The 13116-nt window shown below is 42.1% G+C and carries 11 protein-coding genes; 3 read left to right on the top strand and 8 right to left on the bottom strand.

What is annotated here, in order from left to right:
• Nucleotides 1–36 precede the first annotated feature (36 nt).
• On the bottom strand, nt 37–1254 hold the full coding sequence (locus LI112_RS08610; RefSeq protein ID WP_022388376.1) for an aminotransferase class I/II-fold pyridoxal phosphate-dependent enzyme: 1218 nt from the start codon (nt 1252–1254) through the stop codon (nt 37–39).
• A 291-nt stretch (nt 1255–1545) separates the two neighbouring features.
• Between LI112_RS08610 and gdhA the strand changes: the two genes are divergently transcribed.
• Nucleotides 1546–2880, top strand: a complete 1335-nt coding sequence (gene gdhA / locus LI112_RS08615; protein ID WP_055055141.1) for an NADP-specific glutamate dehydrogenase — start codon at nt 1546–1548, stop codon at nt 2878–2880.
• Between the two features lie 82 nt (nt 2881–2962).
• Here gdhA and nrdR read toward each other — a convergent pair whose 3' ends face one another.
• A complete protein-coding gene (gene nrdR / locus LI112_RS08620) occupies nt 2963–3415 on the bottom strand; it encodes a transcriptional regulator NrdR (RefSeq protein WP_022388378.1) in 453 nt (150 codons plus the stop codon).
• A gap of 124 nt (nt 3416–3539) precedes the next feature.
• On the opposite strand from nrdR, the gene LI112_RS18510 reads away from it, so the two are divergent.
• Nucleotides 3540–3803 carry a PRC-barrel domain-containing protein gene (locus tag LI112_RS18510; protein WP_081017183.1) on the top strand — a complete coding sequence of 88 codons (264 nt, stop codon included), beginning with the start codon at nt 3540–3542 and terminating at the stop codon, nt 3801–3803.
• 108 nt (nt 3804–3911) lie between these two features.
• Entirely contained in the window at nt 3912–4691 is a 780-nt protein-coding gene (sigG, locus tag LI112_RS08630) for an RNA polymerase sporulation sigma factor SigG (protein ID WP_005427557.1), read from the top strand.
• A gap of 60 nt (nt 4692–4751) precedes the next feature.
• Here sigG and pap read toward each other — a convergent pair whose 3' ends face one another.
• The 6 genes from pap to LI112_RS08660 form a co-directional block, all read right to left on the bottom strand.
• Nucleotides 4752–6224 (bottom strand): polyphosphate:AMP phosphotransferase, encoded by a 1473-nt coding sequence (gene pap / locus LI112_RS08635; RefSeq protein WP_173903940.1) that lies wholly within the window; start codon nt 6222–6224, stop codon nt 4752–4754.
• A gap of 157 nt (nt 6225–6381) precedes the next feature.
• Entirely contained in the window at nt 6382–8271 is a 1890-nt protein-coding gene (locus LI112_RS08640) for an ABC transporter ATP-binding protein (RefSeq protein ID WP_173903941.1), read from the bottom strand.
• A complete protein-coding gene (locus tag LI112_RS08645) occupies nt 8264–9997 on the bottom strand; it encodes an ABC transporter ATP-binding protein (RefSeq protein WP_227190555.1) in 1734 nt (577 codons plus the stop codon). The genes LI112_RS08640 and LI112_RS08645 overlap by 8 nt, the downstream gene beginning before the upstream one ends.
• A gap of 129 nt (nt 9998–10126) precedes the next feature.
• Nucleotides 10127–10873: an aminotransferase class IV gene (locus LI112_RS08650; RefSeq protein ID WP_227190557.1), complete on the bottom strand. Its 747-nt coding sequence runs from the start codon at nt 10871–10873 to the stop codon at nt 10127–10129.
• A gap of 21 nt (nt 10874–10894) precedes the next feature.
• Nucleotides 10895–12259, bottom strand: a complete 1365-nt coding sequence (gene pabB, locus LI112_RS08655; protein ID WP_227190559.1) for an aminodeoxychorismate synthase component I — start codon at nt 12257–12259, stop codon at nt 10895–10897.
• A 68-nt stretch (nt 12260–12327) separates the two neighbouring features.
• On the bottom strand, nt 12328–12915 hold the full coding sequence (locus LI112_RS08660; RefSeq protein WP_118392871.1) for an aminodeoxychorismate/anthranilate synthase component II: 588 nt from the start codon (nt 12913–12915) through the stop codon (nt 12328–12330).
• Nucleotides 12916–13116: the final 201 nt, after the last annotated feature.

Below are 13116 nucleotides of genomic sequence, written 5' to 3' on the forward strand. Positions count from 1 at the left end.
AAAATAAGTATAACATTTCCTGTCATTTCAGTCCAGTTATCTCTGCTGATATGTGCGCAGAAATTCTCTAAGTTTTTCCATTGACTTCTCAAGCTGTCTTATATTTGGAAGATAAACAATTCTGAAATGATCTGGTTTCATCCAGTTAAAGCCTTTGCCCGGAACGATCAGTACCTGTTTCTCATGCAGGAAATCAAGTGCAAACTGTTCATCATTTGTAATATTGAACTTCTCGGTATCGATCTTCGGGAAGATATAGAAAGCAGCATGAGGTTTTACTACAGAAATTCCCGGGATATCTTTCAGTGCATTATAGATGCACTCTCTCTGCTCATAAACTCTTCCACCCGGTTTGATATACTCTGTGACACTCTGGTATCCACCAAGTGCTGTCTGCACGATCGACTGTGCCGGCACATTGGAACAAAGTCTCATAGAGGAAAGCATCTTGATTCCTTCTATATAGCCTTTTGCCTTGTCCTTTGCTCCACTTAAGATCATCCATCCGATACGGAATCCAGCGATCATGTGGGATTTGGACAATCCGGAAAATGTAACACAGAAAACATCCGGTGCCAGAGAGGCAATGGATGTATGCTCATATCCGTCCATAACCAGGCGGTCATAAATCTCATCCGAAAAAATGATCAGTTCTTTTTCTCTTGCGATCTGAACGATCTGTTCAAGAATTTCTTTGGGATATACTGCACCTGTCGGGTTATTCGGATTGATGATGACGATTGCTTTTGTCTTATCTGTGATCTTGCTTCTGATATCATCGATATCAGGATACCAGTCTGACTGTTCATCGCAGACGTAATGGACAACGTTTCCCCCGGCCAGTGTAGCTGTAGCCGTCCAGAGCGGATAGTCCGGTGCCGGGATCAGAATCTCATCTCCATTATCCAGAAGTGCCTGCATACAGAGATTGATCAGCTCACTTACACCATTTCCAGTATATATATCATTCATGGAAACATTTGGAATATTACGAAGCTGCGCATACTGCATGATTGCCTTACGTGCAGAAAAGATTCCCTTGGAATCGGAATATCCCTGAGATGTACGGATATTGCTCAGCATATCCAGAATCACTTCCTGAGGAGCTGAGAATCCGAACGGATACGGGTTTCCGATATTCAGTTTCAGAATTTCTTTGCCTTCCTCTTCCATTCTGGCCGCCTCATCAACCACCGGTCCTCTCACATCATACAGTACATTATCGAGCTTTGTTGATTTGTCAAATGTTCTCATTTTTTCACTCCTCTCCGTGAATTTTTTATTCATATCGGTCACTGGAATCCTATATTCAGTAACTCGTATTGTACTATAATCTCACATTCCGCCCAATTTCGCAAGGTAAAATTCTCCACAACTCGTATCATAAAATCATATAAATTATTTTTTAGTATGTCTTAATAAATTTTTTGAAAAAAATTTTTATGATACCCTTTTCAACTTTACCACTTTTGTGTATAATAGTCCCTGGGCAAATGTCTTAGACAGATGGACATAATTCATATAACGAATGAGGAGGAAATCAACATGTCTTACACAGAAGAAGTTTATGAAAGAGTCGTTGCACAGAATCCTGGCGAACCAGAATTCCATCAGGCAGTCAAAGAAGTACTGGATTCTCTGAAAGTTGTTATCGACAAAAATGAAGAAAAATACCGCAGTCTTTCCGTTCTGGAACGTCTGGTAGAGCCTGAAAGAATCATTTCTTTCCGTGTTCCGTGGGTAGATGACAACGGCAAAGTACAGGTAAACAAAGGATACCGTGTACAGTTCAACAGTGCGATCGGACCATACAAAGGTGGTCTTCGTTTCCATCCGACAGTAAACCAGAGCATTCTTAAATTTCTCGGCTTCGAGCAGGTTTTCAAGAACTCCCTTACAGGTCTCCCGATCGGTGGCGGTAAAGGTGGTTCCAACTTCGATCCTAAGGGCAAATCTGACAGAGAAGTTATGGCATTCTGCCAGAGCTTTATGACAGAACTCTGCAAATACATCGGCGCAGACACAGACGTACCGGCTGGTGACATCGGTGTCGGCGGACGTGAGATTGGATATCTCTTCGGACAGTACAAACGTGTTCGTGATCTTTATGAAGGCGTTCTGACAGGTAAAGGACTTACCTATGGTGGTTCCCTGATCCGTACAGAAGCTACCGGATACGGTGTTGTATATATTCTGAACGAACTGATGAAAGACCACAACGATTCTCTTGACGGAAAAACTGTTGTTGTTACAGGTTCCGGTAATGTTGCAATCTATGCAGTGCAGAAAGCTACTCAGCTTGGTGCAAAGGTTATTGCAATGTGCGACTCTAACGGATATATCCATGATCCAAACGGAATCAACCTTGACATTGTCAAAGATATCAAAGAAGTAAAACGTGGACGTATCAAAGAATACGCTGACCGTGTAGAAGGCGCTACTTACACAGAAGGTGTTGGCATCTGGAACATCAAATGTGATGTATATCTTCCATGCGCAACTCAGAACGAACTTGACCTTGATGGCGTAAAAACTCTGATTGCAAACGGATGCAAATATATCGTAGAAGGTGCAAACATGCCTACTACAAGAGAAGCTACAGACTACGCTATGGCAAACGGTGTTCTCTTCCTTCCTGGAAAAGCATCCAATGCAGGTGGTGTTGCTACTTCCGCACTGGAAATGAGCCAGAACTCTCAGAGACTTTCCTGGACATCCGAAGAAGTTGATGCCAAACTTCATCAGATCATGGTTGACATCTATGCTAAGATCAGCGATGCTGCAAAACGTTATGATATGCCGGACAACTTCGTTGTTGGTGCTAACATTGCAGGTTTCGAAAAGGTTGTAGATGCAATGATGGCTCAGGGTATTGTTTAATCTCCTGTTCATTCGTATGTATAATCCAAAAGGCGTTCCGGATTTCTGATCCGAAGCGCCTTTTTATATTTTCATGTTTTCTTTATGGTTCCATAAATTTCTTCAGTTCATCCATAAATGTACTGACATCCTTAAATTCTCTGTAGACAGAAGCAAAGCGAACATAAGCAACTGCATCCAGGTCCTTCAGATGTTCCATGACAATCTCACCAATGCGGGTACTGGAAATTTCTTTGTCTGCTGTGTCAAAAATATCTCCCTCTATAGAATCCATCAGCGACTCGATCTTTTCCACCGGAATCGGTCTCTTATAGCAGGCACGCAGAATTCCGCCCTGAATCTTGGAACGGTCATACTGTTCACGTGTCTGATCCTTCTTAATGACACTCAATGGAATAGTTTCAACTTTTTCGTATGTCGTAAATCTTTTTCCACAGGATTCACACATTCGCCGTCTCCGGATTGAATTTGTATCATCTACCGGTCGGGAGTCTACAACCTTGCTGTTATCCTGATTACAAAACGGGCATCTCACAGTATTTTCCCCTCTTTCCCCTTTTAATGAAATAATTATACTTTATTTTTTCGGACAATGTCAAGAAATGGACCTGTATATTTCAGATAAATTTTGCATATCTTTTATAAAAAGTGGTAAATTCATGCGATTATGTGAGCTTAGACAGAAAGAAGTCATCAATACCTGTACCTGTCGCAGTCTTGGCTGCCCGGTCGATCTGGAGTTCGACCGCAAAACAGGAGCCATCACTGCTCTCATCGTTCCAGGTCCCGGCAAATTCTGTTTTTTTCCCGGCAGAGAAAGCGAATACATCATTCCCTGGTGCTGCATCTGCCAGATTGGTGATGATATCATCCTCGTCGAAGTCAAAGAAGAAAAATGTTTTCACAAAGACCACCTTCTCTGACACTGTCAAGGGCTATTAATTTTTATATTTTTCCCAGAAAAGAATATTTCCTGTCCTCCCTGAGAATCATTTCTAGTACCAGAAATAAGAGATGAGGAGGATATTTTGATGGCACTTAATAAAGTAGAAATCTGCGGGGTAAATACATCCAGTCTTCCGATCCTGAAGTCGGACGAAAAAGAAGCATTATTTCAAAAGATCAAAAAAGGAGATTCTGAAGCCCGCGAACAATATATCAAAGGAAATCTCCGCCTTGTGTTAAGTGTTATCAAACGATTTCAGAACAGCAATGAAAATGCCGATGATCTTTTTCAGATCGGGTGCATTGGTCTTATGAAAGCCGTCGATAATTTTGACGATACACTGAATGTCAAATTCTCGACATATGCAGTCCCGATGATCATCGGTGAGATCCGCCGCTATCTACGGGATTATAACAGTATCCGGGTAAGCCGTTCTCTGCGCGACATTGCCTATAAAGCCATTTATACCAAAGAAAATATGATCAAAAAGAATCTGAAGGAACCAACGATCGATGAAATTGCTGATGAGATCGGCATTGAAAAAGAAATGATCGTATATGCCCTGGATGCGATCCAGAGTCCTGTCAGCTTGTTTGAACCGGTATACTCCGAGGGTGGCGATACGTTGTATGTCATGGATCAGATCAGCGATCAGAAAAACAAAGAAGACCACTGGCTGGAAAACCTATCTCTCCGGGAAGCCATGAACCGGCTTAACCAGAGAGAAAAGCACATCATTGAAATGCGCTTCTATGAGGGTCGGACACAGATGGAAGTTGCTGATGAAATCGGCATCTCTCAGGCGCAGGTCAGCCGCCTTGAAAAAAATGCTCTGAAGACCATGAAAAATTATCTGAGATCCTGAAATTGCTTTATATGCAAAAAGCCTCCCTGCCAGACCAATTGCCGACAGAGAGGTTCTTCTTTATTTCAGTGCTTTCTCAATTTCTTCAATTACAATCTTCAGTGCTTTGATACGTGCATATTTCTTGTCAACGGACTCCAGAATATGCCACGGTGCAAACGTTGTACTCGTCTTCTTCAGCATCTCATCGACTGCTTCTTCATACTGATCCCATTTTTCACGGTTTCGCCAGTCTTCGTCTGTGATCTTCCAGCGTTTCTCCGGATTATTCTGGCGGTCATTAAAACGCTCCAACTGTGTATCTTTATCAATCTGCACCCAGAATTTGATGATCACTGCACCCCAGTCGTGGAGTTCCTTTTCAAATTCATTCATCTCATTGTAAGCACGTTTCCAGTCATTTTCACTGCAGAATCCTTCCAGCCGTTCTACCATGACACGGCCATACCACGTACGATCAAAGATTGCAATGTGCCCATCCTTCGGAAGTCTTGTCCAGAATCTCCAGAGATAATGCCGAGCCTTCTCATGTGGCTCCGGACTGGCGATTGGCTGTACCTCATATCCTCTAGGATCCAATGCCCCTGCAATTCGTTTGATATTGCCGCCTTTGCCGGCCGCATCCCATCCCTCATAGGTAATGATCACCGGAACACGCTTACGGTACAGGCGATTATGCAGTTCTCCCAGTTTTGCCTGCAGCTTCTTCAATTCTTTCTGGTACTCTTCTTCGTCAATTGTCTTGCCTTCCAGCTCTACGTCTTTCAGCTTAGGCATCTTGACCAGTGGAAAAACATTCTGAAGGATCGGTACCGAATGACTCTGGTTCTGCAATGCCACTTCAATACTGCTGACCAGTGTATCCATCACCTGCAGCTCTGCCCACTTCTTATCCTTTGCATCAATGATATACCACGGCGAACTGGACATATTGGTGTCTTTCATATAACGGTCAAATACATTCTCGCACTTCTTATAATGTTTGTTCTGCCATTTATCGAATCCTGTCACACGCCACTTGGTATCATCCTTGGAAAGCAGCTTCTTCATACGTTTTTCCTGTTCGTCCTTATCAATCTCCATAAAGAATTTCAGGACCAGATATCCATTGTCCGTAAGCTGCCTTTCAAAACGCCTGATGCTCTCGATACGCCGCTCATAAGCATCTCCTTCGAGTTCTCCATTCAATACTTCCTTCACCGTCTGTTCCATCCATCCGGAATCCAGGAATGTAAATTTGCCTTCTTCCGGGATCTGTTTCATATAACGATACAGAAACGGTCTGCGTACCTCTTCCTCTGTCGGAGCTGACATCGTGGCAACCTTGAAAAAGCGAGGATCAATATTTCTGATCACTTTGCCGATCATGCTGCCTTTGCCTGCTGCACTCCATCCCTCAAAAAGAACCAGCACCGGGAGTTTATGCTCCTTGATCTTCATCTGAAGATCATAAAGTCTGTTTCTGGTTTTCTCAAGCTGCACCTTCATCTCATCTTTGTCCGGTCCTTCGCCCGGTGTCCATGATTTTAACATATTGAGCCCCCATTTCTTTTTGTTGACAGTATACCACGTCCGGAATAAAAATACAGTTAATTGTTGCACATATTGCACCATTTTTTCTCACAGATTACCGAATATACAAAGAGACAGAACTCCAGATTATCAGGAAATTCTGTCTCTGTAATATTTTTTATGAAAGTTCCAGTTTACCAGTATACAGCTGATAATAAGTTCCTTTCTGTTTAATGAGGTCTTTGTGGTCACCTCTCTCAATGATCTTGCCATGTTCCAGAACAATAATCGCATCACTGTTTCGAATCGTAGAAAGTCTGTGCGCGATTACAAACACGGTACGGCCCTTCATCAGGTTGTCCATACCTTTCTGTACGATACTTTCTGTACGGGTATCGATACTGGAAGTTGCTTCATCCAGAATCAGTACCGGTGGGTCTGCAACTGCTGCCCGCGCAATGGACAGAAGCTGTCTCTGCCCCTGAGAGAGTTCTTCACCATCCCCGCTCAGCATCGTATCGTATCCTTTCGGGAGCATCTGTATAAACTGATCTGCATGTGCCAGTTTTGCTGCTGCATAGATTTCTTCATCCGTTGCATCCAGCTTGCCATAACGGATATTATCACGAATCGTACCGGTAAACAAATGTGTGTCCTGAAGAACGATTCCAAGAGAATGTCTCAGATCATCCTTTTTGATCTTGGTAATATTGATTCCATCATAACGGATCTTGCCTTCCTGGATATCATAAAAACGATTGATCAGATTGGTTATGGTTGTCTTACCGGCTCCGGTAGAGCCGACGAATGCCAGTTTCTGTCCGGGCTTCGCATACAGGCTGATATCGTGAAGAATTGTTTTGTCTTCATTATATCCAAAGGTTACATCCTCAAATCTTACATCACCTTTCAGCTCTGTATAGGATACGGAGCCATCTGCAGAATGCGGATGTTTCCATGCCCACATGCCGGTTCTCTCTTTGCATTCTACAATGTTGCCATTCTCATCTTTTCTTGCATTGACAAGTGTTACATAACCCTCATCCTCTTCCGGTTTCTCATCGATCAGATTGAAAATTCTTTCCGCACCGGCAAGCGCCATGACGATGGAATTAAACTGCTGTGCCACCTGCATGAACGGCTGAGTGAAGCTTTTGGTGAACTGCAGATAGGAAGCCATAACACCAAGTGTGATTCCTCCGATGCCTGCTACAGAAAGGATTCCTCCGAGAACCGCCGTCAGTACAAACTGCAGGTTTCCGATATTTCCGATAACTGGTCCCATCATATTACCGTATTTATTTGCCTGTGAGGCGCTCTCAAAAAGAACTTCATTGAGCTGATCAAACTCTTCTTTTGATTTTGCCTCATGATTAAATACCTTTACTACCCTCTGTCCGTTCATTCGTTCTTCCACAAATCCGGTCACATCTGCCAGAGACATCTGCTGATGTACAAAGTATTTTCCACTCTTTGCTCCGATCCTGCCGGTAACAGCAAGCATCACAAAAATGATCACTACTGCAAGTATCGTAAGAAGCGGACTCAGCACCAGCATGGAAATAAAAGTGACAACAATTGTAAACAATGCCATCAGTGCCTGTGGAATTGCCTGGCTGATCATCTGTCTCAATGTATCTGTATCATTGGTATAAAGACTCATGATCGAACCATTTGTATTCTGGTCAAAGTAACGGATTGGCAGTGTCTGCATATGTTCAAACATATCATCACGTACTCTTTTGAGTACACCCTGTCCGATATAAACCATCATTCTTGTGTAAATAAATGTTGCAATGACACCTGCCAGAAAGATTACGCCCAAAACAGTCAGGGCCTTATAAAGTCCTGCAAAATCCGGGGTTTTCTGTCCAACAAGCGGCAGGATAAAATCATCCAGAAGGTATCTCAGAGAAAGAGAGACTGCAGTTGTCGCCACAGCACTGATCAGGATACAGAAGAAAACAAGAATAAACTGGAATTTATATTTCTCTGTCACATATTTCATCAGACGTTTTGCCGTCTTTAAATCATTTTTTTTCATTTTCGGTTTTTTATTCTTATTCATCCTCTTCTCCTCCTTTCACCTGAGATTCATATACTTCCCTGTAGATCTCATTTGTCTGCAGCAGTTCTTCCGATGTTCCCACACCTGCGATCTTACCATCATCCAGCACAATGATCTGATCGGCATCTTCTATCGAAGAAACTCTCTGTGCAATGATGATCTTGGTCGTGTCCGGGATCTCTTCCCGGAATGCTTTACGGATCAATGCATCTGTTTTGGTATCTACTGCACTGGTGGAATCATCCAGAATCAGGATTTTAGGTTTCTTAAGCAGTGCACGTGCAATGCATAGACGCTGTTTCTGTCCACCGGAAACGTTATTACCGCCCTGTACGATCATGGTCTCATAACCATTCGGGAACTCATTTACAAATCCATCTGCCTGCGCCAGACGGCAGACTCTTTTAACTTCCTCATCACTGGCATGTTCATTGCCCCAGCGGATATTATCGTAGATCGTGCCGGAAAATAATACATTTTTCTGCAGAACCATAGATACCTGGTCACGCAGAACTTCCAGATTATAGTCACGTACATCGACTCCGGCTACTTTTACTGCACCACCAGTGACATCATAAAGTCTCGGGATCATCTGTACCAGTGTAGATTTGGCACTTCCGGTGCCGCCAATGATACCAACTGTCTGTCCTGATTTAATATGAAGGTTGATATCTTTCAAGGAAAGGTTTCCGCCTTCACCCGCATAGCTGAAATCTACATGTTCAAAAGTAATCTCGCCATTTCTGACTTCTTTCACTGTATCCGCTTTATCCTGCATCTCCGGAACTTCATTAAGCACCTCTGTGATACGGTCTGTGGAAGCCCCTGCGATCATGATCATGACAAATACAAAAGTTACCATATTCAGAGACATCAGAATCTGAATTGCATATACGATCACACTTGTCAGTTCTCCAGTCTCCATGGTTCCAAATACAATGCTTCGTCCACCGATCAGCGCGATCAGAAGTACAACCGCGTACATCATGAACTGCAGGACCGGAGAGTTCCATGCAACGATTTTTTCTGCTTTTGTAAACAGGGTATATACATAATTGGACACACCGTGAAATTTGTTTATCTCGTAATCTTCTCTTACAAATGCCTTTACCACACGTGATGCATTGACATTTTCCTGCACAGAATTGTTCAGTTCATCATACTCGTCAAATACTCTGATAAAATGTGGATGCGCTTTCTTTGCTATAAACATCAGTGTTCCACCAAGAAGCGGGATTACGATCAGGAACAGAAGTGCAATCTTTACATTGATCAACAGTGTCATGATCCAGGAAAGAAGAATCATGATCGGTGCTCTTGCCAGAAGACGGATACTCATCATATATGCCATCTGCACGTTTGTAATATCTGTTGTCATTCGTGTGACCAGACCTGATGTGGAGAAATGGTCAATGTTTTTGAAAGAAAAATCCTGCACCTTATAGAAAATATCATGGCGAAGATTTTTCGCATAACCAGCAGCCGCTACGGCTGCCATATTACCGGCCTGCACACCAAAAAACAATGCCAGCATCGCCATTGCAACAAGAATTATTCCGCGCTGTACAATATAACCAAGATCACCATTGGCTATTCCAACATCTATGATCTTTGCCATTTCCAGAGGAATGAGAACCTCCATCATGACCTCCAGAATTACGAGAAACGGTGCCAGCAATGACTGTTTCTTATATTCCCGGATGGATTTAAAAAGTGTCTTATTCATCTTTTCTTTCTGCCTCCTTATCTGTCTTTTTTCTATTTCCGAATTTTCCTATTATACAAAATTTCGCCTTTGAAAGTCAATCGTTTTTTTGTGACTTTTTGGACACAATTCAGGCAAAAAAAATGCCCCTCACAGGGACATTTTTTCTTTTTCGTATACTTTTCTTACTTCGTCTGCTTTTGCACGATGCGGAAAACAGATATTTCCAAGCTGTCTTACCGGCATCACACCCATGAGTGAGTTTGTCACAAAACACTCCTCATAATACATCAGCTCATCCGGATAAATGATCGTTTCTGTCACCTGAAATCTTTCCATAATATATTCACGCAGGATACCCGGCAACAGGCCGCAGGAAAGCTGCGGTGTATAGATCATATTTTTACGTACAAAAAAGACATTGCAGACAGTTCCTTCACTGATCTGTCCTTTGGTGTTGATAAATATCTTTTCATTGATACCGGCTGCTGCGGCTGCTCTTTTTTCCAAAATACAGTCACCATAATTAAATGTCTTATGATAAACTAGTGGAGAAGTCTCGTTTCGTCTGACTTTGCTTAGGTCCGTCATAAATCCTCTGGAATAGATTTCATCCATATATGGATTTTCTCTCATCTGAAAGAAGGTATTCTCAGCTGACATCACAATCTTAAGTGCTCCATGCATCTTCACCGACATTTCCTGTGTACTCAGATATTCTGCGATTTTTTCTTTTGTAAGTCCACGTTCTGCACAGGAACCCAATTTCAAAAAATCAGCGGATCCCTGCATTCTGTTCAGATGTTGTTCCAGAAGTAACGGTCTGCCTTGTTCCACTGCAACCGTTTCAAATACTCCCATTCCAAACAAAAATCCCTCATCCAGTCTAATATCCATATCTTTTTATCACTCCAGACTTTATTTCATAGCCTCCAGAACCGCTTTCGCTTTCTGAAGGGTCTCCTCATATTCAAATTCCAGGTCTGATTCAGCAGTGATGCCACCGCCAACTCCCAGATAATACATTCCATCTTTGTGCAATGCTGTACGGATCACTATATTAAAATCACAGTCTCCATCTAATGTCAGGTAACCGATGGAACCTGTGTACAGATTTCTGCGGTTGTTCTCCAGTTCATCAATAATCTCCATCGCACGATATTTCGGGGCTCCTGTAATAGAACCGCCAGGAAACGTTGCTTCAAGCAGATCCATTATCGTTTTGTTTTCCTGAAGTACTCCCTCGATGTCAGAAACCAGATGAAATACTGTTGCGTATTCTTCCACCGTAAAAAGTTCCGTCACGTTGACACTTCCAGGTTTGCACACGCGGTTCAGATCATTCCGCTCGAGATCAACGATCATAAGAAGTTCACTCTTATCCTTCTCTGAATTTTTGAGTTCATTTCTCATAAGGAGATCCTCTTCCAGAGTCTCACCTCTTTTTCGCGTTCCCTTGATCGGACGTGTATTCACATGTTCCTTCTTCATCTTAAGGAATCGCTCCGGTGATGCACAGACAATCTGAAAATCACCGTAATCCATATAGCCGCCAAATGGTGACGGATTGTTTTCTCTCAAATCATAAAAAACATCCAGTGGTTTTTTATTGCTCTTTACCTCAAGCTGCTGCGTCATATTTGTGATATAGATATCACCTTCGATGATATATCGAATCATCTCATCAACAGCCTGTTTGTATTCTTCTTTTTTAAAATTTGGTGTTATTTCTATATTAAATGATCCGTCTGCGACCTGTTCTTTTTCTAATAATACTTCTGTCAGACGCTTTTCAACAGATTCGATCAGTTTCTCTGCATCTTCTGTAATTCCATTGGCCACCAGAAATGTTTTCTTCTCATGACAATCCTCTATGATATACATGTCATAAAAAACAAGTACTGCATCCGGAATCGTTACCAGATTTTCCTTATGAGATGGTATTTCCATTAATTTCCGCCCGTATTCATACGAAAAATATCCGATTGCCCCTGATAGCATTGGAAGCCCGCTTTTGTTCTGATCTTTATGCTCAGACAGATATTTTTTGAGATATTCCTCAAATGAGAGTTCCGATACCTTCTGCTCATTTATAAAAAATCCATGATCATCTTTTACTAATTTGAGATATGGCCGCACTCCTATGATTGAATATCTTCCAAGCCCGTTCACAAGAGATGAATCCAGAAATACACAGTCCTTTTCATCCGAAAAATATTTGAACAGTTCTGCTGCTGATCTGTGTGGAGTCAATTTTTTTATCACGCGGTTTATATTATACATCTATTTTTCCTCTCTGTCCATTTTTCGAAACATTTCTATAGATTTTTCTTATATATTTCATATATTTTTTATTCATTTTTGTTGAATTTCTCTGCGATACAGCAGAAATTTTCTAACAACTCATGACCATATTCCGTCAGGACTGCTTCCGGATGAAACTGTACGCCATAAAGAGGGATTTCTCTGTGCGAGATTCCCATTACCGCTCCATCTTCAGCCACAGCATCTACCCGGTATTCTTCCGGAATACTGTCTTCTCTCACAACCAGCGAATGATACCTGGTCACTTTAAATTTCTCCGGCAGCCCTTCAAATAATCCTGTTCTATTATTTCGAATCTCTGTCACCTTTCCATGCATTGGACGGCTTCCTTTCTCTACAACAGCTCCACAGCAGTGTCCCAACACCTGATGTCCCAGACAGACACCTAAGATCGGGATCTTTCCCTGAAACCGTTTCACTGTTTCTACACATCGCACAGCATCCCATGGACGTTTCGGTCCGGGCGAAAGAATGATTCCTTCCGGCTGCATCTTTTCTATTTCTTCTATATTAATCTGATCACTTCTCCTGACCATGATCTCCCTTCCCAACTCCTCAAAATACGCTTTCAGATTGTAAACAAACGAATCATAATTATCGATCATCAAAAACATGTTTTTCCTCCCTCTCCTGCAAAACACGTATAAAAAAAGAGACAACGCACGTGTATATCCATACACACAGTCGTTATCCCTGTCGGTCCGTAATCTGTGAATCTTTATCGTTTTTTATATTTCTTTTTGAAAGATACCTCTATGCTATCATGTCTGCCAATTCTCGTCAATATATATTAGAAATGAATATTTTTTCAACAA

It is taken from the genome of Blautia sp. 210820-DFI.6.14 (genome assembly GCF_020558815.1).
Taxonomy (GTDB): domain Bacteria; phylum Bacillota; class Clostridia; order Lachnospirales; family Lachnospiraceae; genus Blautia_A; species Blautia_A obeum.

Coding starts and splice junctions, on each gene's coding strand:
- LI112_RS08610 (WP_022388376.1), bottom strand. CDS start 1,254: ATGAGAACATTTGACAAATCAACAAAGCTCGATAATGTACTGTATGAT.
- gdhA (WP_055055141.1), top strand. CDS start 1,546: ATGTCTTACACAGAAGAAGTTTATGAAAGAGTCGTTGCACAGAATCCT.
- LI112_RS18510 (WP_081017183.1), top strand. CDS start 3,540: ATGCGATTATGTGAGCTTAGACAGAAAGAAGTCATCAATACCTGTACC.
- sigG (WP_005427557.1), top strand. CDS start 3,912: ATGGCACTTAATAAAGTAGAAATCTGCGGGGTAAATACATCCAGTCTT.
- pap (WP_173903940.1), bottom strand. CDS start 6,224: ATGTTAAAATCATGGACACCGGGCGAAGGACCGGACAAAGATGAGATG.
- LI112_RS08640 (WP_173903941.1), bottom strand. CDS start 8,271: ATGAATAAGAATAAAAAACCGAAAATGAAAAAAAATGATTTAAAGACG.
- LI112_RS08645 (WP_227190555.1), bottom strand. CDS start 9,997: ATGAATAAGACACTTTTTAAATCCATCCGGGAATATAAGAAACAGTCA.
- LI112_RS08650 (WP_227190557.1), bottom strand. CDS start 10,873: ATGGATATTAGACTGGATGAGGGATTTTTGTTTGGAATGGGAGTATTT.
- pabB (WP_227190559.1), bottom strand. CDS start 12,259: ATGTATAATATAAACCGCGTGATAAAAAAATTGACTCCACACAGATCA.
- LI112_RS08660 (WP_118392871.1), bottom strand. CDS start 12,915: ATGTTTTTGATGATCGATAATTATGATTCGTTTGTTTACAATCTGAAA.